The 22,468-nt window shown below is 63.9% G+C and carries 18 protein-coding genes; 15 read left to right on the forward strand and 3 right to left on the reverse strand.

Annotated features, from left to right (window positions below):
- Positions 1-355 precede the first annotated feature (355 nt).
- The 6 genes from MPZ60_RS09640 to MPZ60_RS09665 all read left to right on the forward strand — a co-directional run bounded on the left by MPZ60_RS09640 (position 356) and on the right by MPZ60_RS09665 (position 7,225).
- Positions 356-1,543: a branched-chain amino acid ABC transporter substrate-binding protein gene (locus tag MPZ60_RS09640; protein ID WP_034351726.1), complete on the forward strand. Its 1,188-nt coding sequence runs from the start codon at positions 356-358 to the stop codon at positions 1,541-1,543.
- Positions 1,544-1,605: 62 nt separating this feature from the next.
- Positions 1,606-2,979, forward strand: a complete 1,374-nt coding sequence (gene tadA / locus MPZ60_RS09645) for a tRNA adenosine(34) deaminase TadA (RefSeq protein ID WP_034351728.1) — start codon at positions 1,606-1,608, stop codon at positions 2,977-2,979.
- A 290-nt stretch (positions 2,980-3,269) separates the two neighbouring features.
- Complete coding sequence (locus tag MPZ60_RS09650) at positions 3,270-4,319, forward strand: LD-carboxypeptidase (RefSeq protein ID WP_003063276.1); 1,050 nt, start codon at positions 3,270-3,272, stop codon at positions 4,317-4,319.
- Between the two features lie 151 nt (positions 4,320-4,470).
- Positions 4,471-4,929, forward strand: a complete 459-nt coding sequence (locus MPZ60_RS09655; RefSeq protein WP_034351734.1) for a hypothetical protein — start codon at positions 4,471-4,473, stop codon at positions 4,927-4,929.
- On the forward strand, positions 4,926-6,725 hold the full coding sequence (locus MPZ60_RS09660; protein ID WP_034351735.1) for a hypothetical protein: 1,800 nt from the start codon (positions 4,926-4,928) through the stop codon (positions 6,723-6,725). The genes MPZ60_RS09655 and MPZ60_RS09660 overlap by 4 nt, the downstream gene beginning before the upstream one ends.
- A 134-nt stretch (positions 6,726-6,859) precedes the next feature.
- On the forward strand, positions 6,860-7,225 hold the full coding sequence (locus tag MPZ60_RS09665) for an STAS/SEC14 domain-containing protein (protein ID WP_034351737.1): 366 nt from the start codon (positions 6,860-6,862) through the stop codon (positions 7,223-7,225).
- Positions 7,226-7,289: 64 nt separating this feature from the next.
- On the opposite strand, the gene fusA is transcribed toward MPZ60_RS09665, so the two are convergent.
- Complete coding sequence (fusA, locus tag MPZ60_RS09670; protein ID WP_034351739.1) at positions 7,290-9,413, reverse strand: elongation factor G; 2,124 nt, start codon at positions 9,411-9,413, stop codon at positions 7,290-7,292.
- Positions 9,414-9,637: 224 nt separating this feature from the next.
- On the opposite strand from fusA, the gene MPZ60_RS09675 reads away from it, so the two are divergent.
- The gene (locus MPZ60_RS09675; protein WP_034351741.1) at positions 9,638-9,883 is read left to right on the forward strand and encodes a hypothetical protein; all 246 of its coding nucleotides are present in this window, start codon (positions 9,638-9,640) and stop codon (positions 9,881-9,883) included.
- Between the two features lie 35 nt (positions 9,884-9,918).
- On the opposite strand, the gene MPZ60_RS09680 is transcribed toward MPZ60_RS09675, so the two are convergent.
- The gene (locus MPZ60_RS09680) at positions 9,919-10,311 is read right to left on the reverse strand and encodes a hypothetical protein (RefSeq protein ID WP_034351743.1); all 393 of its coding nucleotides are present in this window, start codon (positions 10,309-10,311) and stop codon (positions 9,919-9,921) included.
- A 464-nt stretch (positions 10,312-10,775) separates the two neighbouring features.
- Here MPZ60_RS09680 and MPZ60_RS09685 point away from each other — a divergent pair, with 464 nt between their 5' ends.
- Entirely contained in the window at positions 10,776-13,328 is a 2,553-nt protein-coding gene (locus MPZ60_RS09685) for a penicillin acylase family protein (protein WP_242607141.1), read from the forward strand.
- A gap of 120 nt (positions 13,329-13,448) precedes the next feature.
- Here MPZ60_RS09685 and MPZ60_RS09690 read toward each other — a convergent pair whose 3' ends face one another.
- The gene (locus MPZ60_RS09690; RefSeq protein ID WP_052057556.1) at positions 13,449-14,429 is read right to left on the reverse strand and encodes an alpha/beta fold hydrolase; all 981 of its coding nucleotides are present in this window, start codon (positions 14,427-14,429) and stop codon (positions 13,449-13,451) included.
- A 157-nt stretch (positions 14,430-14,586) separates the two neighbouring features.
- On the opposite strand from MPZ60_RS09690, the gene MPZ60_RS09695 reads away from it, so the two are divergent.
- From MPZ60_RS09695 to MPZ60_RS09725, 7 genes are all read left to right on the forward strand, one after another.
- Complete coding sequence (locus MPZ60_RS09695) at positions 14,587-15,648, forward strand: aldo/keto reductase (protein ID WP_034351748.1); 1,062 nt, start codon at positions 14,587-14,589, stop codon at positions 15,646-15,648.
- A gap of 69 nt (positions 15,649-15,717) precedes the next feature.
- Positions 15,718-16,218 carry a Cys-tRNA(Pro) deacylase gene (gene ybaK / locus MPZ60_RS09700; RefSeq protein WP_034351750.1) on the forward strand — a complete coding sequence of 167 codons (501 nt, stop codon included), beginning with the start codon at positions 15,718-15,720 and terminating at the stop codon, positions 16,216-16,218.
- Positions 16,219-16,413: 195 nt separating this feature from the next.
- The gene (gene plsY / locus MPZ60_RS09705) at positions 16,414-17,100 is read left to right on the forward strand and encodes a glycerol-3-phosphate 1-O-acyltransferase PlsY (RefSeq protein WP_034351753.1); all 687 of its coding nucleotides are present in this window, start codon (positions 16,414-16,416) and stop codon (positions 17,098-17,100) included.
- An 85-nt stretch (positions 17,101-17,185) separates the two neighbouring features.
- A complete protein-coding gene (locus tag MPZ60_RS09710) occupies positions 17,186-18,712 on the forward strand; it encodes a DUF4178 domain-containing protein (RefSeq protein WP_034351757.1) in 1,527 nt (508 codons plus the stop codon).
- Positions 18,713-18,763: 51 nt separating this feature from the next.
- Entirely contained in the window at positions 18,764-18,982 is a 219-nt protein-coding gene (locus tag MPZ60_RS09715) for a DUF350 domain-containing protein (protein ID WP_003063240.1), read from the forward strand.
- Between the two features lie 196 nt (positions 18,983-19,178).
- Complete coding sequence (locus MPZ60_RS09720; protein ID WP_034351759.1) at positions 19,179-20,729, forward strand: polyamine aminopropyltransferase; 1,551 nt, start codon at positions 19,179-19,181, stop codon at positions 20,727-20,729.
- Positions 20,729-22,465 carry an FAD-dependent oxidoreductase gene (locus MPZ60_RS09725; RefSeq protein ID WP_034351761.1) on the forward strand — a complete coding sequence of 579 codons (1,737 nt, stop codon included), beginning with the start codon at positions 20,729-20,731 and terminating at the stop codon, positions 22,463-22,465. The genes MPZ60_RS09720 and MPZ60_RS09725 overlap by 1 nt, the downstream gene beginning before the upstream one ends.
- Positions 22,466-22,468 lie beyond the last annotated feature (3 nt).

Raw genomic sequence — 22,468 nt, forward strand, 5'->3', positions numbered from 1 at the left:
CAGGCCTCCAAAAAAGCTTGCCCGGCAGCCAGGAAAGTCCGGCCAAGCGTGCACCATCCCTGTCAACGCGGCACAATCAAGGCCGCTGAGTCGGCGACGGTGCGAGAGCCAGGTCGGCAGCTTCAGCCGAAATCCGAAATATCCCCAGCAGCCGGAGTCTGTGTTCAACGCAGGAAGAGTCGGGCCTGCTCGGGCTTGCTAGCAATTGCTCCAATGGAGTTCTGGTCCCTAGACTCCAGGGTTTGCCCCTTCGCTTGCACATCGAGTTGGTATCGCAGGCTTTGCCGCTACGCTTGAGGCTTTGGCCTGGCGTAGGCTTGCGTGCCACAGCCTTCCGCTTCATCAAGGAGAAAGCATGTCCATGACTGATCGCTCGGCCCAGAGCCGCTGTGTTCGCACCTCGTCTGCCCTGAGCCTGGCCCTGGTCGCCGCATCCCTGTCGTCCGCTTACGCGGCGGATGCGGAAAAGCCTCTGGTGGTGCGCATTGCCCATGGCGGACCGGTCTCCGGTCCTATCGCAGCCCTGGGCAAGGATGAGGAGAACGGCGTGCGCATGGCGATTGACGAGCTCAACGCCCGCAAGCTGCAACTGGGCGGCCGTCCCGTGCACTGGAAGCTGGAGGCCGGTGACGATGTGGGCGACCCCGGCCAGGCCACGGCGCTGGCACGCCGCTTCTGCGACAGGAAGGTGGCGGCCGTGGTGGGGCATCTTCAGTCGGGCACGACCTTGCCGGCTGCCAAGATCTACAACGACTGTGGCATTCCCAATATCACCCCCGCAGCCACCAACCCCGCGATTACCGAGGCAGGCTATGACGACACCTTCCGCGTCATCGCCAATGACCGGGCCATGGTCAATGCCCTGCTGGACTATGCCGTCAAGCACCAGGGCGTCAAACGCATCGCGATCGTGGACGATCGCACGGCCTATGGACAGGGCATCGTCAAGCTGTTTGAAGCCGCTGCGGCCGAGCGCGATGTGCAGATTGTCGACAAGCAGTACACCAGCGACAAGGCCACGCAGTTTTCGTCCATTCTCACGGCCATCAAAGGCCGCAAGCCCGATGCGATCTTCTTCGGCGGGCTCGACGCGCAGGCCGGTCTCATGCTGCGTCAGATGTCGCAGCTGGCCATGAATCAGGTGAAATTCCTGGGCGGTGATGCGCAATGTTCGGAGCGCCTGCCTGCCATGGCCGACAAGGTGCCAGCGCTCAAAAACGTGGTTTGCGTGATGAGCGGCAGCTCCCTGGGCAATATGCCAGGCGGTCTGCTCTGGAAGCAGAAATACGACCAGCATTTTCCCGGCCAGTATCAGGTTTACAGCCCTTACGCTTATGACGCGACCATGGTGCTGGCCAAGGCCATGCTGAGTGCCGATTCAGCCCAGGCCGAGGCCTATTTGCCCCGCTTGCGCCAGACGCGCTACGAAGGGGTGACGGGCACGATTGCCTTTGATTCGCAGGGCGAGTTGCAAAGCCCGCGGGTCACGCTCTACGGCTATGACTCCGGCGAGCGCAAGGAACTGGTGATCAGCGGTCATTGAGCGGTATCGGTGTTTCTTGAAGGAATATCTGCCAAGCCTTTGTCTGTCAGGCACATATAGCTATGGATTCTGATGCTTCCGTGCACGAACACTTCATGCGCCAGGCGCTGGAGCAGGCGCGCCGCGCCGCCGCCTGTGGCGAGGTGCCGGTGGGGGCCGTGGTCGTCAAGGACGGGCAGGTCATAGGCCGCGGTCATAACAGTCCGCTCTCTGCCCAGGACCCCACGGCCCATGCCGAGGTGCTGGCCCTGCGCGAAGCGGCTCGGACTCTGGGCAATTACCGGCTTGAGGGCTGCACGCTGTATGTGACGCTGGAGCCCTGCACCATGTGCAGCGGCGCCATGCTGCATGCGCGTGTGGATGCCGTGGTCTATGGCGCGGCCGAACCCAGGACCGGCGCCGCCGGTTCGGTGCTCGATGTCTTCGGCTACCCTGCCATCAATCACCAGACGCGGGTGCTGCGTGGCGTGCTGGCCGCGCAATGCTCGGCGCTGATGGCAGAGTTCTTCCAGCAGCGACGCCAGGAAAAAAAGGCGCGGCAGCCGCATCCGCTCAAGGACTGGGCGCTGCGCAATGCCGATGAGGCGTTTGCCGACCTGCCCGCCTGGCCCTGGCGGCCGCAGTGGCGCAGCGACCTGCCGGCGCTGCAGGGCCTGCGTCTGGCGGTGGTCGATGAAGGGCCAGAGGATGCAGCACTGACCTGGCTGTGCCTGCATGGCAGCCCGGGCTGGGGCTATGGCTTCCGGCATCTGCTGCCCGATTTGCTGGCCGCCGGTCATCGTGTGGTGGTGCCCGATCTGCCAGGGTTCGGGCGCAGCGACCAACCCAAGAAAGACAAACGGCACAGCGCGCAGTGGCATTTGCAGGTTATCGCCGAGCTGATCGAAGCGCTCAACCTGCGGCGGCTGGTCCTGGTCGGGCAGGGCGATGGTGGCCGCCTGGGTCTGGCTGCAGCGCAAGCCCTGCCAGAGCGCTTTGCCGGCGCGTGGCTGATCGATACCTGGCCGCTGAATGCGCAGCCAGAGCAGCGTCAGCAATGGTTTGAGCAGGCAGCGCGCAAGCCCGGCTGGGACGTGGCCAGGGCCATGGCCGAATTGGAAGGGCGCAGCAATGCCGAAGAGGACCGCGCCTGGAATGCACCGTTTGCGCAGCCCGGCCATCGGGCCGCACTCAAAGCCTGGCCGCGTCTGCAGACCGAGCTGGCTGCGCCTCCCGCCGATCTGCTGCAGCAATGGGCGCAGGCCGGCAGGCTGTGGCTGCAGCCCGCAGCCACGCAGCAGCCCGTGTCTGCTGCGCAATGGCAGGCAGCCTGGCTCCAGGCCGTGCCGCAGCTGGCGGCACAGGCCAGGGTCTGGCGGCAAACCCGGCCTGGCGCTCCGGTTCCTACAGCACAGCAGGGCGGTGGTGCAGCGGCTGTGGAATACTTTGCGCCGTAGCCCGATCGGTCAGACCGGCGGAGCAAGAATCTGAACCAGGACTTACGCAAACAAGAATGCAACAAGGGCTCGCCTTCCGAGGCAGTCGCCCGGCCTGAACCTGTTTTGCGGAAGTCGTATGAACTTCTGAATCTGCGGATTCACCCACTTTTCACGGAGCATGCGGCCGATGGCCGCATGAAAAGGCTTTGGCAACCTCGCGCAAATCCCCTGGATCCACTACCGCGCCCCAGCAGCAAGATCCTCACCACGCCCACTCGCACGGGCAGGAGCCGGACCACCAGGCTCATGTGCATGACGAGCACTGCAGCCATGAGCACGGTCACCACGATCATCACGACCATGTGCACAGCGCCGATGGCAGCTGCTGCGGCCATGATCACAGCCATGGCGGCAAGCATGTCTATATCTATTCGCCCTCGGGGGCGGTGCGCGACAAGGCAGCCTTCAAACGCGGCATCAAGCAGCTGGAGGCCCTGGGCCACGAGGTGGAGGTCGATGCCGATGCGCTGGCCAGCAGCCAGCGCTTTGCGGGTGACGACGCCACCCGCCTGGCTGCTATCCACCGTGCAGCGGCCAGCGGAGCCGACGTGGCGCTGATTTCGCGCGGCGGCTACGGTCTCACGCGCATTCTGCCGGGCATCAAGTACAAGACCGTGGCCAAGGCGATTGCGGGCGGCACCAAGTTTGTCGGCCTCAGCGACTTCACGGCTTTTCAGCTGGCCATGCTGGCACAGACCGGTTCGGTCACCTGGGCGGGGCCCGCGCTTAACGCCGACTTCGGTGTGGACAGCAAAAAGACCGGCGAGCCCGTGGACGACATCATGCTGGACTGCTTCGAGGACCTGCTCAGTGGTCAGGGCGAGGGCGCGGGCTGGCAGATGCCCAGGATTGGCGAGCTGCCCAATGGCAAGCCGCAACTCAAGGACTTTTATGTTCCTGGCGGGGCCACCTTGTGGGGCGGCAACCTGGCGGTGCTGGTGTCCTTGCTGGGCACGCCTTACTTCCCGCAGGTCGACGGCGGCATTCTGTTCATCGAAGACGTGGGCGAGCACCCCTACAAGATCGAGCGCATGCTGACCCAGTTGCTGCTGGCGGGCGTGCTGCAAAAGCAAAAAGCCATCATCTTTGGCCAGTTCACCGACTTCAAACTCACCACCCACGACAAGGGCTTCAAGCTGCAGACCGTTGTCGACTGGCTGCGCATGCAGCTTAAGCGCCCCGTGCTGCAAGGCCTGCCCTTCGGCCATGTGCCCACCAAGGTGCTGCTGCCCGTGGGCGCGCAGGTATCGCTGTCTGTGGAAGGGCGGGATGCGCTGATCTACTGGGGACATGTCTGACGACAGACTGCCGCTGAGGTTGAGCCGCCAGCATGGCCTGCGCCTCGTGTCTGTGCCTAAGGAGATTCAGTTTTAATAGCTGTTAACATAGACTACATATGGGCTGAATGCCAATCTGGCTTGTATTTTTGAGATCGGGAAGGACGCACGCATGGGCAAGGCTGCACTGCCGTGGACCGAGGAAATGCTGGCCCTGCTGGGCCAGGAAAAAGACGCCGTGCTGGCCCAGCGCTGGGGCACATCGGCCAAGACGGTCAACCTCAAGCGCAATGCGCTGGGCATTCCCGCCTTCGGGCATTTCCAGTGGACACAGTCAGCGCTGGCTCTGCTGGGCCGGGAAGCGGACGCCGAGGTGGCGAAGCAGCTGGGCATCAGCAAGGCCAGCGTGGTGGCCAAGCGCACCGAGCTCGGTATTGACTCGGTGACAGGAGTTGCTGCTAGCAGCGCTTTCGACTGGAGCGACGAGGCCGTGGCTTTGCTGGGTACGGCAGCCGACGCCAAGATTGCCGGGCAACTGGGCCTGAGCCGCCTCACGGTCTACAACGCGCGCATCGCCAGGGGGATTGCTGCTGCAGGCCGTGGGGCAGCGGGCAAGAGCCGCGAACCATGAACCGTGCTGGCGCGCCAGCGACCGAGCTTGGGCCGACCCGGCCGCGGACTCTGCTGCGCGCGGTACTGCTGGGCTGGCTGTGGCTGGCGGCCCTGGCCGGCTTTTCCCATCTGCTGACGCGCTTGCCGCCCTGGGGCTGGCTGTTCGCAGTCCTGTTGCTGGTGCTGTTGCCAGCCTGGGGGCATTGGCTGCTCCTGATGCTGCGCAAAAAGCTGCTGCGCTTGCAGTTCGCGCCGCAGGGGCATATCGGTCGCTGGCTTGGCGGCGGTTGGTGGCCGGCCTGTAAGGCATTGGCACTGGCCTTGCTGCTGTGCACCAGCTCACTCTGGCAGGCCTGGTTTCTGGCGCCCTGGGAATGGGCGCTGCTGGCGCTGGCACCCTTGCTTTATGTCTTGCTGGCCTGTGGCATGCAGGCGGGCCTGAAGCGAGAATTTTCATCGCCGGCCTTTGCCTGGGCCTGGGCCCAGCGCGCTGCCACCTGGCTGCTGCTGGTGCTTTGGGGCGGCAGCTGGCTCTGTGCCATGGCCAGTCAGCAGGATCTGGGGCGGGGGCTGGCCCCCGGCATGGAGCCTGAAGCGCTGAATCTTGCTCTGGCCCAGATTCACGCAGCGCCCTCTGGGCTGGTGCGCTGGGGGCTGGATGCCCTGCTGGCCGTGCAGCTGGCGAGTGGCGCCATGGCCGACCTGCCCCAGTTGCCCGTGCTGCGCCTGTTGCTGCTGGCGCTGTTCGGCCCGGTAGGCGTGTTGCTGTGCCTGGGGCGCGCCATGCAGGGGGCATCGGCTTCCTCGGCGCTGCTGCTGCAGGCCAGGCCTTCGGGGGCAGTGCGCAATGCCGCGCCTTTGCCTGCCGCGCCTTTGCTGGCCCTGGTTGCCGTGCTGGTGCTGGGCATTCTGGTGCAGACCACGGCCGCCCTTGACGGTCTGGCGCGTGCGCAGGAGAGCCCGCTGGCGCTCAAGCGCCTGCCCGAGTGCGAGCGCATCGGGCAGCAACTCTATCGCCTCGGCACGCTGGACGCCACACGTCAGCAGGTCCTGCAACTGCTGGGGCGGGCCCAGGCCGGGCAGGCCCTGTGCCAGAGCATCCCGGAGATGAGCCGGCAGCTGGATGCCGCCGTCGAGCGCTATCTGGACTGGTATTTCAGTCTGGGGGCGGAGTGGGGCCGCATCCTCAGTCTGCTCACGGGCGATGTGAGTCAGTTTCTGCAGAACAAGCTCAGCGAAACCCTGGGAGCCACGCCAGGGCTGGAGGGCTGGGTGCAGACCCTGCAAAAACAGGCGCAGACCAGCGGCGCCGCTCTGGCCGAGGGCCAGCAGCGCATCGAGCAAACCCTGGCGCGTCATCATCTGGCCCTGAGTCCCGAGCAATGTCTGGTGCGTGCCGAGGTTGCCAGCCTGCCTGCTCTGGAACTGCTGGGCGATGCACGCCAGCGGCTGACGGCTAGCGCCCTGGTGGGCACGGGGGGCGGTGCTTTTGCCGCGGCCGTCGCGGGCAAAGCCATGGCCAAGGCCTCGATGAAGGCCGCCAGCAAGGTGCTGGCCAAGGCGGCTGCCAAGCAGGGTCTGGGCAAGGCCGGGGCAGCGGTAGCCGGTGCGGCTGTGGGCTCTGTCGTTCCCGGTGTCGGCACGACAGTGGGGGCGGTGGCGGGAGCGGTCGCCGGTGTGGTGCTGGGCGTGGGGATTGACTGGGCGGCACTTTATGCCGAAGAACTGCTGACACGCGATGCCATGCGCGCCGATCTGCGTGCCGCGCTGGGCGAGCAGATGCAGAGCCTGAGCCGTGCCATGGGCTGCCAGTAAGCGAATCAGTCGCGTTTCAGCAAGTACGTACAGAGCGGCGGCAAGGGCAGAGAAAACCTGTGCTGCGGGTGCTGTCTAGGGCTGCATTCCAGTGAGCGCAGGCGTACAGTGAAGTTTCGCTGCAGGAGTTGCATATGCTCAATTACTCCCTCATGAAACCCGAAGGCATCTTGCTGCTGGAGCCCCATGGGCCCCTGACCGAGCAGGATTTTGACGGCGTCAGCCAGGATGTGGACGAATTCCTGGCCGAGCATCCCAAACTGCATGGGGTGATGATTCAGTCCAAGGACTTTCCAGGCTGGGAAAACTGGGCCGGCTTCAGCGCCCATATGGGCTTTGTCAGAGACCATCGCCATCAGGTGGAGCAGATCGCTCTGGTGACCGACAGTCATCTGGCGGGCATGGCCGAGTTCGTCGGCAGACATATCACGCATGCCGAGGTCAGGCATTTCCCCTTTACCGAAGATGCCATGGCCATGCAGTGGCTGCATGCGTCCTGAGTCGTCTGTCTGAACCCGCCCGGCAACTCTGCCGCCGAGCCGCGGCGGAGTTGCCTGGATCCGCCTAGCCCTGTTTTCGGTGACCGGTCGTCGCGTTCGCTGCGGCCGCCGCCTGCTGCGGGGCCTGCGCGTAGCGCTTGAACTCCATGGTGTAGGTGGCGCGGCCCTGAGTCATGGAGCGCAGATGCGTGGCATAGCCGAACATTTCCGATAGCGGCACCTCGGCCCTGATGGTCTTGCCGTCGCCTGCGATATCGTCCATGCCCTGCACGGCGCCGCGGCGCGAGGACAGATTGCCCATCACGGCGCCTGCGTATTCCTCGGGCGTCTCCACCTCGACGGCCATGATGGGCTCCAGGATCACCGGGTCGGCTTTCTTGCAGGCTTCCTTGAAGCCCAGGATGGCGGCCATGCGGAAGGCCTGCTCCGAGGAGTCCACCTCGTGGTAGGAGCCGAAGGTCAGCCGCACCCGCACATCGACCACCGGGTAGCCGGCCAGAACGCCCGAGTTCATGGCTTCGCGCAGGCCTTTTTCCACGGCGGGGATGAACTCGCGCGGAATCACGCCCCCCTTGATTTCATCGACAAATTCAAAGCCCTTGCCCGATTCCAGCGGCTCCACGCTCAGCACCACATGGCCGTACTGGCCCTTGCCACCGGACTGGCGAACGAACTTGCCGTCCACATCGCTGACTGTTTTGCGAATGGTTTCGCGGTAGGCCACCTGGGGCTTGCCCACATTGGCGGCCACATTGAATTCACGTTTCATGCGGTCGACGATGATTTCCAGGTGCAACTCGCCCATGCCGGCAATGATGGTCTGGCCCGATTCCTCGTCGGTGCTGACTCTGAAGGACGGGTCTTCGGCCGCGAGGCGCGCCAGTGCCAGGCCCATTTTTTCCTGGTCGGCCTTGCTCCTGGGCTCCACCGCCTGGGCGATCACGGGTTCGGGGAAGGAGATTTTTTCGAGCACGATGGGCGCTTGCGGATCGCACAGCGTCTCGCCCGTGCTCACGTCCTTGAGGCCCACGCAGGCCGCAATGTCGCCGGCGCGGATTTCGTCGATCTCCTGGCGTGCGTTGGCATGCATCTGCACGATGCGGCCTATGCGCTCCTTTTTACCGCGGGTCGGGTTGTAGACCAGATCGCCCTTGGCCAATACGCCCGAGTAAACGCGTACAAAGGTCAACTGGCCCACGAAGGGGTCGGTCATGAGCTTGAAGGCCAGGGCGGCGAATCTTTCGTCATCGCTGGCATGGCGTATCAGCGTGGTGCTGGCGCTGTCGTCCTCGCTATGCCCTTCGATGGCAGGAACATCGAGCGGCGAAGGCATGAGCTCGACAATCGCATCGAGCAGACGCTGCACGCCCCGGTTCTTGAAGGCCGAGCCGCAGAGCATGGGCTGAATTTCGGTGGCGATGGTGCGCAGGCGCAGGCCGGTGATGATGTCCTCGGCACCGAGGTCGCCGCTGTCCAGGTATTTCTCGGTCAGGGCTTCATTGGCCTCGGCAGCGGCTTCCACCATCTTCTGGCGCCATTCCTGTGCGCTGGCCAGAAGTGCAGCGGGGATCTCCTGGTACTCGAACTTCACCCCCTGCGACTCGTCGTCCCAGAAGATGGCTTTCATCTTGATGAGGTCGACCAGACCATGAAAATCGGCTTCGGCTCCGATGGGGATGACGATGGGAACCGGGTGGGCCTTGAGGCGGTCCACCATCATCTGGCGCACACGAAAGAAATCGGCGCCCACGCGGTCCATCTTGTTGACGAAGGCCAGGCGCGGCACCTTGTACTTGTTGGCCTGGCGCCAGACGGTCTCCGACTGTGGTTGCACGCCGCCCACGGAGTCGTAGACCATGACCGCGCCGTCGAGAACGCGCATGGAACGCTCGACCTCGATGGTGAAGTCCACGTGGCCGGGTGTGTCGATGATGTTGATGCGATGGGCCGGGAAGTTGTGCTCCATGCCCGACCAGAAGGCCGTGGTGGCCGCCGAGGTGATGGTGATGCCGCGTTCCTGCTCCTGCTCCATCCAGTCCATGGTGGCAGCGCCGTCATGGACTTCGCCCAGCTTGTGGTTGACCCCGGTATAGAACAGTATGCGCTCGGTGGTGGTGGTCTTGCCGGCATCGATATGCGCGGAGATGCCGATATTGCGATAGCGTTCTATGGGCGTGTGGCGAGCCATGATGACCTCCCTGAAACACAGTTCTGAAACTGAAGCGCCGGCACCATGTTGCGGAGCCGGCAAGCAGAGGAAACGCATCGGAAATACTAGAGAGATGGCTACAAACTCACTGCCAGAGTGGGTATGGCTCGCGGCATAAAACACAAGCAGCAGGCCAGGGTGCAAGGCCTGGAGCCTGGCGGGCATCCGGCTTTCCCTTCATTCAAGAACAAGGACTTGTGAACATGACACAGCAGAGCATTCAGATCGCAGCCCACAAAATGGTCTACATCCTGGTGGTGGAGCAAAGCCTGCGTGCCGGCGAAGGAATGAGCGAGAAAGCGCTTGCTGCCGACCTGCAAAAGCATGGCATCTTCGACGGCGAGCGTCAGTCCGCGCTGGACTGGGCCGTCACCAGGGGCTGGCTGCAAAAAGCAGGCGGCGAGGTGCGCTTGACCGAAGCCGGCTTTGACATGAATTTCACGCAGTAGCGGCAGGCGTCGGGCAGCAGCCGCCGCCCCGGCGTCTATTCCAGATAGACGCCTTTTTCCTTTTTGCGTGCCCGCATGCCGGTGCGCAGGAACAGCTCGCTGCCGCCCTGCACGGCCAGGGGCTGACTGGGCTTGCCGGCTGCTTTGGCCAGATGGGCATCGGCGCGCGCATTCCAGTGCTCCAGCAGATCCTGAAGGGCAAGGCGCTCTGCTTCGGTCAACTGCGGATGCTGCTCCAGGAAATTCTGCAGATACTGGCGCGCATCCTGCTCCAGCTGCTCGCGCGTGGTCGCCAGCGAGATATAGCTGATGTCATCGTCGCGCCCGCTGGTATGCGTGCCCAGCAGATAGCAGCCGATATAGTCGCCCCGGGGCTGACCCACGGCCGGGTCCTGGCTGAGTTTCTTGAACAGACTGAAGGGCCACATGCGTTGAATTCCTTGGGACTGACGCGAACGGGGAAGCACGACAGGCATGGAGCGCCATGCCTGATCCGAATCTGCGTAAGTCGTTTTACTAAGAACGCGTTTACGATCTCTACGCAGCCGCGTTGGAGCGCAATCGGGATGAGTTCGAAGCGATGGCTCGCCGCTTGCACCGGGGTGCAAGCAAGAGACAGCGCGCAGTAAATCGCCCGATTTCGCTCCAACCCTCCGGGACAGTGTCTTTGCGGACGCCCGGTCAGGGGCGGTCTGCGGCGTTGCGAATCCTCGCAATAGCAGAGCTATTGCTGCGGTATCGCGCCTAGCATTCCATCCCGCAAAGCCACTGTCGCGGCGCGAGGAGATCGTAAACACGTTCTACGGGCCGTGGCCCAAACAGGTATTGTCGCCCATGGCTGGACGCGATCAGCATGTGGATGTTGCGCACCGGACGCATGACAAGAGGCGATATGGGAGACATCACTTCGGCGGCAGAGCCCTCTGCCCGTCCCTGGCTCAGGTGCACACTGCATCTGGCGGCTGCGGCCACCGGGCTGGTTTTGCTGGCAGGGGCCGCGTTGGCGGTCTATGGCGTGCGGGCCCAGCCGCGCATGGATGGCAAGCTGGTCCTCGCCGGGCTTGAGCGCAGCGTGTGGGTCAGGCGCGACGAGTCCGATATCACGCATATCAGCGCCCGGTCGCCGCAGGATGTCTGGCGGGCCCTGGGCTTTGTCCATGCGCAGGAGCGCGGCTGGCAGCTGGAGTTCAACCGCCGTCTCATGCAGGGGCAGCTGTCGGAGATTCTGGGGCCAGCCACGCTGGAGCTGGACAAGCTGATGCGTGCTCTCGATATTCATGGCGCGGCGCGTCGCCAGTACGCGGCGCTGCCGCCCTCGGTGCAGGAGGCCTTGCAGGCCTACAGTCAGGGTATCGCCGCCTTTTATGCCAGGCCTTCGCAGGCTGCAGCGCCGGAGTTCCTGCTGCTGGGCACCAGGGCCGGAGCAGGAGGGCCATCGACCTGGGAGCCTGAAGACACCGTGGGCTGGGCGTTGATGATGGCGCTGGATCTGGGTGGCAACTGGGGCAACGAGTTCGCACGGCTGAATCTGCTGCAGGTCCTGAGCACCGAGCAGCTGTGGCAGCTGATGCCAGCCTATCCGGGCGAGCAGCCCGCGACGGCCGTTGATCTAGCCCAGCTTTACCGCCAGTTGGGCGTGTACCGCGAGGCCGATGCGTCGCAGAAGCTCTCTGTCCCGGTGCAGCAGATTGAATCTGCCCTACAGCAATGGGCGGCCTCCATGGCGAGGGACATGGGCAGCAACGACGGACTGGGCAGCAACAACTGGGTGGTGGCCGGCAGCAAGACCCGAAGCGGCAAGCCCTTGCTGGCCAACGATCCGCATCTGGGGCTGAGCGCTCCAGCCATCTGGTACTTCGCGCGCCTTCAGTCGCCAGAGGGCCGGGCCGGTGACGGCAGCGTCCTGAGCGCGCTGGATGTGACAGGGGCTACCTTGCCCGGCATGCCCTTCGTGGTGCTGGGCCGTACGGCTCAGGTGGCCTGGGGCTTTACCAACACCAACCCCGATGTGCAGGATCTGTATTTGGAGCAGATCAACCCGACCGATGCCAGCCAGTACCGCACGCCCATGGGCTGGGAAAAGTTTGTCGTGCGTGAGGAAATCTTCAAGGTCAAAGGGCAGAGCGATGTCAGGGTGACGCTGCGCAGCACGCGCCACGGCCCGGTGATCAGCGACGCGCAGCAGCAATACGGCAAGGTCATCAATACCGATCGCTATGCGCTGGCCCTGCGCTGGGCAGCGCTGGACACGGACAACCGCACGGTGGAGGCCGGCCTCAGGGCCAACGGGGCGCAGACCGTGTCCGAATTGTTCGAGGCATTTTCCATCTACCACTCGCCCATGCAAAGCATTGTGGCGGCCGATGTGCAGGGACATATCGGCTTCAAGGCCGCGGGCAGGGTGCCTGTGCGTGCGCCGGGCAATGACTTGCGCGGCGTGGCGCCGGCGCCCGGCTGGGATGCGCGGTATGACTGGCAGGGCTGGCTGGGATACGACCAGACGCCGCAGGACGATGGCGGCACGCGCGGCTTTGTGGCCACGGCCAACCAGCGCGTGACGGATGCCGGCTATGCGCATTTTCTGACCCAGGACTGGAGCCTGCCTTACCGCCACCAGCGCATAGAGCAACTGCTGGCGGCAGGCAGCCAGCATGACGTGGCCAGCATGGCGGCGATTCAGAACGATGTGCAGTCCCTGGCCACCCAGGCCTTGCTGCCCGTGCTGCGCAAGGCGCAATCGAGCCACGCCCTGGCAGAGCAGGCGCAGCAACTGCTGGCGGGCTTTGAGGGGCAGATGGAGCGGGACAGGCCCGAGCCGCTGATCTTCTCGGTATGGGTCGACGAGCTGACGCGCGGCCTGGTGATTCCGCGCATCGGCGAGCAGCGCTTTGCCATGAGCTACGGCAAGCGTGACTTCCGTGCCGGGCTGGAAGGAATCCTCGCGCGCAATGACGCCTGGTGGTGCGCGCCTCTGAGCTGCGAGCAACAGGCCGGGCAGGCGCTGACCCGCACGCTGGACAAGTTGCAGGCGGCCTATGGCAATGATCCGCGCCAATGGCGCTGGGGCGCGGCGCATCCGGCGCTCAGCGCGCACAAGCCGCTGGGCGCGGTGGCGGCGCTGGCCGGCGTGTTCAATGTGAACGTGGCCTCGGGCGGTGACACCTATAGCGTCAACGTCGGGCAGTACAACGCCAACCCGTCGCCCGCCGATGCCAAAGGTCCGCTGGGAGGGCGCTTTGTCAGCCGCCATGCGCCCTCGCTGCGCGCCATTTACGACCTCAGCGATCCGGAGTCCTCGCAGTTCATCTACCAGACCGGGCAGAGCGGGCTGGCGCTGTCGGGCCGCTATGCCGACATGAGTGTGGAATGGGCCGACGGCCGCTATCGCCCGCTGTGGATGCAGCCCGGGCGCTGGCGCCATGTGCTGGAGCTGCAGGCGCGGTGATCCAGAGTTTGCTATTGTTAAATGAGCTGATGGCGCATGTATTCAATTGATTTAAGAGGTAAATATATCTGAAATCATTTGATAACATGCGCCAAAAGCTCTTTTTTAGATAGCAATCGGTCAGCGCAGAAACTCCTCGATCAGCCTGGCCACGGCCTCGGGCTGGTCGTGGTGCAGCATATGGCCGGCGTCTTGCACGCGGGCGATCTCGCATTGCGGGATGTGGCGAATGCGCTCGTGGTACTGCTCCAGCGTGTAACGGCCCTGGTGCCAATGGCCCAGGCTGTCGTCCGAAGCTTCGACCGACAAGGTAGGTGCACTGATGGCGGCCAGGCAGGCCAGGGCCTCGTCCACGCGGTAGAGGTAGGGGTTGGAGAGCTTGTGTGCGGCGTCGCCCAGAATATGCCAGCGGCCCTGGGCATCCGGGGCCGACCAGTGATGAGCCAGCCATAGGGCCTTGTCGCGGGGCAGGCGGCGATTGGTTTTCTGCAGGCGATTGGCCACGGCCTCCACGCTGTCGTAGGGGGCGAGACCCATGCCGCCCGCCCGCTGCTCGCGCAGCTGATCCATCCATTGGGCCAGACGCCCGGGGGCCTGGTCGGGCCTTGTGGGCTCCATGCCGAAGCCCTCGAGATTGACAAAGCGGCGTATGCGCTCGGGCCGCGCCCCGGCATACATGCAGGAGATATTGCCGCCCATGCTGTGGCCGACCAGGTCGATGGGCCGATCGGGCGAAATCTGCTCCAGCAGCATGTCCAGGTCGGCCAGGTAGTCGGTGAAGTAGTAGCTGTCGCAGGGCTCGGTGCTGCGGCTCAGGCCGAAGCCGCGCCAGTCGTGGGCAAGGATGCGGCGGCCCTGCACAAAGGCGTCGCTGAAGGCATCGACCACAAACTGGTAGGAGGCGGCCACATCCATCCAGCCATGGGCCAGCACCAGCACGGGTAACTCGGGATCGATTCCAGAAGCCGGCTCGGGCTCCCAGCTTCGCTGGTGGTAGTGCATATTGCGCACGGGCAGCATCTGCGAGCGCCACTGGCGGCGCGGCTGATAGGGCGGGATATCGGTGAGCTGGCCGGTCTGCGCGGGGTTGTGCGTTGTCATATTGTCTCCGTTGTTTTGATTATTGCTGCGCTTGCAGCATGGCCCGTCGTGCGCGGGACAGCGGTGTCAGCAAAAACAAGGAGTCTGCCCTGATCTTGTACTGTCAGGCTCTAAACTTGGAAGCATGACTTCTGCTGCATCCACTTCCCGTCTTTCCATGAATCCCGTTGCTCTGGGGCAGAGCGATCTGCGCGTCAGCCCCATCTGTCTGGGCACCATGACATTCGGCGAGCAGGTTGATGAGGCTCAAGCCTGGCGCATCATGGACCGAGCCGTCGAGCGCGGCGTGGATTTCTTCGACACGGCCGAGATGTATGCCGTGCCCGCCCGTGAGGCCACCTTTGGCGCGACGGAATCCATCATCGGTCGCTGGCTCAAGGCCCGCCCCGGCATGCGCGAGCGGATCACGCTGGCCAGCAAGGTGGCCGGCCCCTCGCGCGGCATGCCCTGGATCCGCGAAGGCTCTGGCATGTCGGCGGATGACATTGTTCGTTCCTGCGACGCCAGCCTTGAGCGCCTGCAGACCGAGGTGATCGACCTCTACCAGATTCACTGGCCCGAGCGCCATGTGCCGGCCTTCGGCACCATGTATTACGACCCGCAGAAGGAAAGCTCGCTCACGCCCATTCACGAGCAGTTGCAGGCGCTGGCCGGCCTGGTCAGGCAGGGCAAGATTCGCCATATCGGTCTGTCCAACGAGACGCCTTATGGCGTGCACGAGTTTGTGCGACTGGCCGAGCAGCATGGACTGCCGCGTGTGGCTGCGATCCAGAATCCTTACTGCCTGATCAACCGCAGCTATGAGAACGGGCTGGACGAAAGCTGTCACCGTCTCGAGGTGTCGCTGTTGGCCTATTCGCCGCTGGCTTTCGGCCTGCTTACGGGCAAGTTCGATCAGTTTGCGCCGACCGAGGCCGGTGCGCCCAAGGAGGCACGCATTGCCAGGTATGAATCCGTGCAGAAACAGCGCTGGGGTCGCCCCGATGCGCTGGCCGCCGCGCGCCGCTACAACGCGCTGGCGCGCGAGCACGGCCTCACTCCCACGCAGCTGGCATTGGCCTTTTGCTACACCAAGTGGCAGGTGGCCAGCACCATCATCGGTGTGACTTCGGTGGCCCAGCTCGACGAGGATCTCGATGCCTGGGGAACCGAGCTGTCTGCCGAGCTGCTGGCCGAAATCGACCGCATCCGCTGGGAGATGCGCGATCCTGCTGTCTGATCGCTTTATTGAGGGAAAATGGCTAGTGGCCCATATCGGGTATGCGCCACTAGCTATCAAAATTGAATCATGGCAAAAAAAGACAAAAACGCCCATGTGAGCGAGACTCCGGCCACGCAGATGCTCAGGGCCCACAAGGTGGAGTTCACCGAGCACCCCTATGACTATGTGGAGCATGGCGGTACCGAAGAATCAGCGCGTCAGCTGGGACTGGACGAGCATGCGGTGGTCAAGACCCTGGTGATGCAGGATCAGGATGCCAGGCCGCTGATCGTGCTCATGCATGGCGATTGCAAAGTATCGACCAAGAACCTGGCACGCCAGATCGGGGCCAAGAGCGTGGAGCCCTGCAAGCCCGAAGTGGCCAACCGCCACAGCGGCTATCTGGTGGGCGGCACCTCGCCCTTCGGCACCAGGCGCGAAATGCCGGTCTATATCGAGGAAACCATACTCGCGCTGCCACGCATCGCCATCAATGGCGGGCGGCGCGGCTATCTGGTGCAACTGGCCCCTGAGGTCTGCACCCGTTTGCTCGATGCCCGGCCGGTGCACTGCGCGCTGGCAGAATAGGGGGCTGGTCAGCCGGGGCAGACGCTGGCTGGCAAAAAAGCAAACAACTAAAACATACGCAATCAAGGATCTACAACGGCATTGCTATCGACAAGACAGCATGCACGGTCCGAACTTGCGTAAGTCGTGACAACAATCGGCTCCGTCGACTTGGGTTGGCGGGCCTAAGGGCCAGTCTCTGGCCGAGGAATTCCTTTGAACGCCCTCTATCCCGTTATTGCCGTCATCGCGGCCTATCTGATTGGTTCGCTGTCTTTCGCCGTCATCGTCAGCCGCGTCATGGGCCTGAACGATCCGCGCACCTATGGCAGCGGCAACCCCGGTGCCACCAATGTGCTGCGCTCGGGCAGCAAGGCGGCTGCGGCTGTCACGCTGCTGCTGGATGCGCTCAAGGGCCTGGTGCCCGTGGTGCTGGTCAAAGCCTTCGGCGCGCAGTTCGGGCTGGGCGACAGCACGGTCGCGTTGGTCGGCCTGGCGGCTTTCCTGGGCCATCTGTACCCGGTGTTCTTCGGCTTCAAGGGTGGCAAGGGCGTGGCCACGGCCTTGGGCGTGCTGCTGGGCATCAGCGGCTGGCTGGGTCTTGCGACGGCCCTGACCTGGGTCATAGTGGCCGTGTTCTTCCGCTATTCCTCCCTGGCCGCGCTGGTGGCATCGGTGTTCGCGCCCGTGTATTACGTGCTGTGCAGCGGCATCGTCTGGGATGCGGAAACGCCCATTACTGCCGCGATTGTCGTGATGGCGATCCTGCTGGTCTGGCGTCATCGCGAAAACATCCAGCGCCTGATCGCCGGCAAGGAATCCAGGCTGGGACAGAAAAAGACCGATGGCTCCAAGCCTGCAGAGGGCGCGGCCCGCAAGAACGGCAAGAGCAAGCATCGCTAGGACGCGGCTGCTACATTTCGCCGAGGCCGCCTTCAGGCCTCTTCCATTCAAGCGCAAGAAGCTCCTGATTAAATAGCAAAAAGATATGGCTTCCAGCCCATCGCAGCGCGACTACAGCGCTCCCTGTCCTGGTTGTGGCGCGCCGGTCCACTTCGCCAGTGCGCAATCGAGTTTTGCCGTCTGCGAGTTCTGTCGCAGCACCGTGCTGCGCGATGGCGAGACGCTCAAGCGCATTGGCTCCATGGCCGAGGTGTTCGAGGACTACAGCCCGCTGCAACTGGGCGCCTCGGGCATGGTCAAGCGCAACGGCAAGCCCGAGCCCTTCACCATCGTGGGCCGCGCGCAGTACAAAAGCGCGGCTGGCAACTGGTCGGAATGGGTGGCTGTGCTCAGCAACGGCGAGCTGGCCTGGCTGAGCGAGGACAATGGCAGCTTTGTCTTTGCCGTGAGCTGGCAGCCGCCGGGCTGGAACGTGACCGAGTTCCAGCAGCGTGAATGGCGCATGGGCCGCGAGCTCAAGGCAGGCACCGAATCCTTCACCGTCACCAGCATTCAGGATGCGCAACTGATGGCGGCTCAGGGCGAGCTGCCCCAACTGCCTCAGCTGGGCAAGAGCTTCAAGCTGGTGGAGCTGCGCAGCGACAAGAACCAGATTCTCTCCATCGACTTCAGCGACAAGACACCGGCCTTCAGCCTGGGGGCAGCCGTGGCGCTGGATGCTTTGCAGATGCAGGGTCTGCGCAGCAGCGCCCAGCAGAAAACCCAGGGCCGCCACTTCAACTGTCCCAAGTGCGGTGCCGTGGTGCCCGTGCGCTTCGACACCACCAAGGCCCTGAGCTGCCCCAGCTGTGGCAGCCTGATCGACATGTCCAAGGGCATGGGGGCGGAGCTGAGCTATGCCGAGCAGCGCAGAAAGGTCAAGCCTCTGATCCCGCTGGGCAGCGAAGGCACGCTGGATGGCCTGAAATGGCAGGTCGTGGGTTTTCAAAGGCGCAGCGGGCGTGGTCTGGGCGAGGATGAGGACGACAGCTTCACCTGGGACGAGTACCTGCTCTACAACAAGAAGGCGGGCTTTTCGTTCATCGTCGATTCGGAAGACGGCTGGAGCACGGCCCGCGTCATCACGGGTGCTCCCAAGCTCAGCAAGAACGGCGCCACTGCGACCTATTTGCAGCGCAAATACCAGCGCGACTACGCCTACCTGGCGGAGACGGAATATGCAGAGGGCGAGTTCTACTGGCCCGTCTTCAAGGGCGCCAAGTCCAGCAATGTGGACTTTGCCAATGGCGGCAAGCAGTCCACGTTGGCGCTGGAGACTGCCAATCAGGAAACGACCTGGACCCATGGCCAGCGCGTTTCGGCTGAGACGGTGGCCAAGGCGTTCGGCACGGCCAAGCTCAAGGATCGCTCCCAAGTCAGTCCTCTGTCGGGCAGCGGCTTCAGCTGGGGCACGATTCTGTTCTGGTTGTTCCTGCTGCTGTTCATCCTGCCGTTCCTGCGTGCCTGCATGTCCAGTCCCAACTGCGACCCGCGCACAGATCCCAACTGCACGTACAGCCGCTCCAGCAGCGGCTCCTACGGTGGTTACACCTCCGGTGGCAGCCATAAATAAGCGTCGCTGCTCTCACAGGCAGGCCCCCTATCTCATTACAGGAGAGACATCATGAATTTCGACTGGTTCAGCGCCCAGAACTTCTTCGGCTCCATCATCTACGCCCTGGTGGGCGTGGTGGTGTTCTGGCTGTGCTTCATCATCATCGACAAGATCACGCCCGTGGACATGTGGGCCGAGATTGTGGAGAAGCACAACAAGGCACTGGCCATGGTGGTTGCGGCCATGTGCCTGGGGATCAGCATCATCGTCGCTGCGGCGATTCACTAAACACCCCCTGAGGCGCCCGTGCCTTCCCCCTCTCTCGCTACGCGGGAGGGGGACGACTGCATCGCTGCGCGGCGGCGCTTGCTGGCAGTCCCTCGTTTGCAGCGCGCCGGGTCTGAGCTTCAGAGTCCAATGGGAAGTGCTGATTCCTGAGGAGTGCAGGCCGATGGTGTGCTGAACTAGATAGAAAGTACCTTTGATGACTTCGATGGTGGCCGAGCAGGACAGCGCTGGCCTGGGGCCTAGGCCCATTGATGTGGCGCTGCTGGCCAGCGTCTTCGTGATTGCGGCCTGCGGTCTGCTCTATGAGCTGGCGGCAGGCGCGCTGGCATCCTATCTGCTCGGTGATTCGGTGCTGCAGTTCTCCACCATCATCGGCACCTATCTGTTTGCCATGGGCATAGGCTCGTGGCTGTCGCGCTATTTCGAAGATCAGCTGCCCGCGCATTTTCTGCGTGTGGAGCTGATGGTGGCTCTGGTCGGCGGTGCCTTGCCGGCCGTGCTGTTTCTGGCCAACGCCTATGCGCCGGGCGCGTTCCGCTTTCTGCTCTACGGCATGGTGATGGTGGTGGGAACGCTGGTGGGGCTGGAGATTCCGCTTGTCATGCGCATTCTCAAGCGCAATGCATCGCTCAAGGATCTGGTCTCCAAGGTGCTGACCTTCGACTATCTGGGGGCCTTGGCCGTGTCGCTGGCGTTTCCCATCGTGCTGGTGCCCAAGCTGGGGCTGGTGCGCACAGGTCTGCTGTTCGGCTTCATGAACGCGGCCATTGCCGTGTGGGCCCTGGTGCTGTTCAAACATGAGCTGCGCAATCTGCGCGCCCATGCCTGGGCCTGTGCGCTGGTGCTGCTGGCCCTGGGTGGCGGCATCGCGGGCGCGGATCAGCTGACCCGGCTGGCCGACGACCATTTCTACCAGGACCGCATCGTGCTGAGCAGCAGCTCGCCCTACCAGCGCATCGTGGTGACACAGGGACGCCAGGGCGCGCGGCTGTACCTGAACGGCAATCTGCAGTTTGCCCAGAGCGACGAGTACCGCTATCACGAAGCGCTTGTCCACCCCGCCATGGCCGCACATGGTGCACCGAGGAAGGTGGCGGTGCTGGGTGGCGGCGACGGCATGGCTGTGCGCGAGGTGCTCAAGTACCCCGGCGTGGAGTCCGTGGTGCTGGTGGAGCTGGACCCGGCCATGACCGGCCTGTTCAAGAGCAATGCCATGATGACGGCGCTCAATGGCAATGCACTCAACGATGCCCGCGTGAGCATCGTCAACACCGACGCCTTTCACTGGTTGCAGGAGACTGCAGACACCTTCGATGTGATCGTGGTGGACTTTCCCGATCCCACGAATTTCGCCATAGGCAAGCTGTTCACCAATAGTTTTTATTCGCTGCTGGACAAGCGTCTGGCGGCCAGCGGCTATGCCGTGATTCAGACCACCTCGCCGCTGATTGCGCGCCAGAGCTTCTGGACCGTGGTGCAGACCGTGGAGTCCGTGGGTCTGACGGCGAAGCCCTATCACGTGCATGTGCCCAGTTTTGGCGAATGGGGTTTTGTGCTGGCCAGCCACCGTCCCTGGCGCGAGCCCGAGGCTTTGCCCGCTGGCATGCGTTTTCTGACCCCGCCCACGCTGCGCCTGATGTTTGATTTCCCTCTCGATATGGCGCGCCTGCCGACCGAGGTGAATCGCCTGTCCAATCAGGTCCTGGTCAACACCTATGAGCGCGAGTGGGGCAAGGTGGAGCATTGATGCGGGCCGATCTGAAGCGGCGCGACTGGCTCGGGCTGGCTGCTGCCAGCGCTTTGGGCGCAGCTGGCCTGGCCGGCTGCAAGCAGCCAGCGCCCAGACTGGAGGACTTGCCTGGCGGCTTCAGCGGCGTGGCGCTGGAGCGTGGTCATGGCCTGCGCCCTTTCTGGCAGCGCCTGGCGCAGGGGCTGGAGCTGCCTGCACCTGCGGTGGTGCACCGGGCGCCGGTCGTGATTGCGGGCGGGGGCATGGCCGGGCTGGCGGCGGCACGCGCGCTGGAACTGGCTGGCGTGCAGGGCGCAGCCTTGCTCGATACCCAGGCCGCCATGGGAGGCAACAGCCAGGCCGGGCAAGTCAAGGGCATTGCCTGCCCCCTGGGTGCCCACTATCTGCCCGTTCCCGGCGACGATGCCCATGAGGTGCAGGACTGGCTCGAGGAGCTGGGCGTGCGCCAGCGCTTCGCTGGCCGCTGGCGCTATGACGAGCGCTATCTCTGCCATAGCCCGCAGGAGCGTCTGTACTGGCAGGGCGGCTGGCACGAAGGACTGTTGCCGGTGCAGGGCGTGAGCCAGCGCACGCTGGAGCAATATGCGCTGTTTGAAAAGCAGGTCGAGGCAGCGTCTCGGGCGGCGGCCTTTGCCATGCCTTCCATCCGTGTCTGGCAGCGCGAAGCGGGTCTGCCTGCCTCTCATGCCGTGCTCGATGCACAGCGTTTCGACCAATGGCTGGCGGTGCAGGGCCTCGATGACGAGCGTCTGCTCTGGTATCTGGACTACAGCTGCCGGGATGATTTCGGTGCCGGTCTGAGCCGCGTATCGGCCTGGGCGGGGATTCACTATTTCGCCAGCCGCCATGGTTTCCACGCGCCGCGTCCGCAGTCCGAGCACGAGAGCGAAGCGGATGGCGAGCAGGTGCTGACCTGGCCCCAGGGCAATGGCTGGCTGTCGCAGCAACTGGCGGCGGGACTGAAAGCCACGCAGCTGCAGACCGATTGCAGCGTGCTTGCCGTCACCGAGGACGCGGGCGGCGTGCAGATCGAGGTTTATCACCATGGCCGCCAGCAGCATGAGCGCTGGCTGGCGCGCCATTGCGTGGTGGCGCTGCCCAGCTTTGTTGCTGCAAGAGTGCTGCGCAATGCGCCCGATTTTCTGCGTGCTGTGGCGGCTCGCCTGGACTGGGCCCCCTGGCTGGTGGCGAACATCCATATCGACCGACCGTTGGCCGACTACCCCGGCGCCGAGCCCGCCTGGGACAATGTGCTGTATCGCGATGGCAATGCGGGCGGGCTGGGCTATGTGGATGCGGGCAATCAGCGACTGGACCGCATCCGCAGCCAGCCCACGGTGCTGAGCTACTACCAGGCGCTGGGCGACTGGGCCGATGGGCGCCGGCAATTGATGCAGCAGCCGTTTGCCTTCTGGCGCGAGCGCATTGTGAACACGCTGAGCGAGCCGCACCCAGACTTGCTGCAGCATGCCACACGCATGGAAATCACCCGCTATGGCCATGCGATGGCGATTCCGCGTCCTGGCGATCAGCGGATATTGAGCGAAATAGCCGTCAAGTTCAGTGCCAGCAAGCGCAATCTGCTATTGAATGGGGAGCGAGTGCAAGGCCTGCCCACGCCTGCGACGGCGCGGCTGAGCTTTGCGCATTCGGACTGGGCCGGCTACTCGGTACTGGAAGAGGCGTTCACGCGTGGCCACCATGCCGGCCTGATCGCTGCACAAGGCGTCTAGAAA

Source organism: Comamonas sp. 7D-2, from assembly GCF_022749555.1.
Lineage (GTDB): Bacteria > Pseudomonadota > Gammaproteobacteria > Burkholderiales > Burkholderiaceae_C > Comamonas > Comamonas thiooxydans.

Coding starts and splice junctions, on each gene's coding strand:
- MPZ60_RS09640 (WP_034351726.1), top strand. CDS start 356: ATGTCCATGACTGATCGCTCGGCCCAGAGCCGCTGTGTTCGCACCTCG.
- tadA (WP_034351728.1), top strand. CDS start 1,606: ATGGATTCTGATGCTTCCGTGCACGAACACTTCATGCGCCAGGCGCTG.
- MPZ60_RS09655 (WP_034351734.1), top strand. CDS start 4,471: ATGGGCAAGGCTGCACTGCCGTGGACCGAGGAAATGCTGGCCCTGCTG.
- MPZ60_RS09660 (WP_034351735.1), top strand. CDS start 4,926: ATGAACCGTGCTGGCGCGCCAGCGACCGAGCTTGGGCCGACCCGGCCG.
- MPZ60_RS09665 (WP_034351737.1), top strand. CDS start 6,860: ATGCTCAATTACTCCCTCATGAAACCCGAAGGCATCTTGCTGCTGGAG.
- fusA (WP_034351739.1), bottom strand. CDS start 9,413: ATGGCTCGCCACACGCCCATAGAACGCTATCGCAATATCGGCATCTCC.
- MPZ60_RS09675 (WP_034351741.1), top strand. CDS start 9,638: ATGACACAGCAGAGCATTCAGATCGCAGCCCACAAAATGGTCTACATC.
- MPZ60_RS09680 (WP_034351743.1), bottom strand. CDS start 10,311: ATGTGGCCCTTCAGTCTGTTCAAGAAACTCAGCCAGGACCCGGCCGTG.
- MPZ60_RS09685 (WP_242607141.1), top strand. CDS start 10,776: ATGGGAGACATCACTTCGGCGGCAGAGCCCTCTGCCCGTCCCTGGCTC.
- MPZ60_RS09690 (WP_052057556.1), bottom strand. CDS start 14,429: ATGACAACGCACAACCCCGCGCAGACCGGCCAGCTCACCGATATCCCG.
- MPZ60_RS09695 (WP_034351748.1), top strand. CDS start 14,587: ATGAATCCCGTTGCTCTGGGGCAGAGCGATCTGCGCGTCAGCCCCATC.
- ybaK (WP_034351750.1), top strand. CDS start 15,718: ATGGCAAAAAAAGACAAAAACGCCCATGTGAGCGAGACTCCGGCCACG.
- MPZ60_RS09710 (WP_034351757.1), top strand. CDS start 17,186: ATGGCTTCCAGCCCATCGCAGCGCGACTACAGCGCTCCCTGTCCTGGT.
- MPZ60_RS09715 (WP_003063240.1), top strand. CDS start 18,764: ATGAATTTCGACTGGTTCAGCGCCCAGAACTTCTTCGGCTCCATCATC.
- MPZ60_RS09720 (WP_034351759.1), top strand. CDS start 19,179: ATGACTTCGATGGTGGCCGAGCAGGACAGCGCTGGCCTGGGGCCTAGG.
- MPZ60_RS09725 (WP_034351761.1), top strand. CDS start 20,729: ATGCGGGCCGATCTGAAGCGGCGCGACTGGCTCGGGCTGGCTGCTGCC.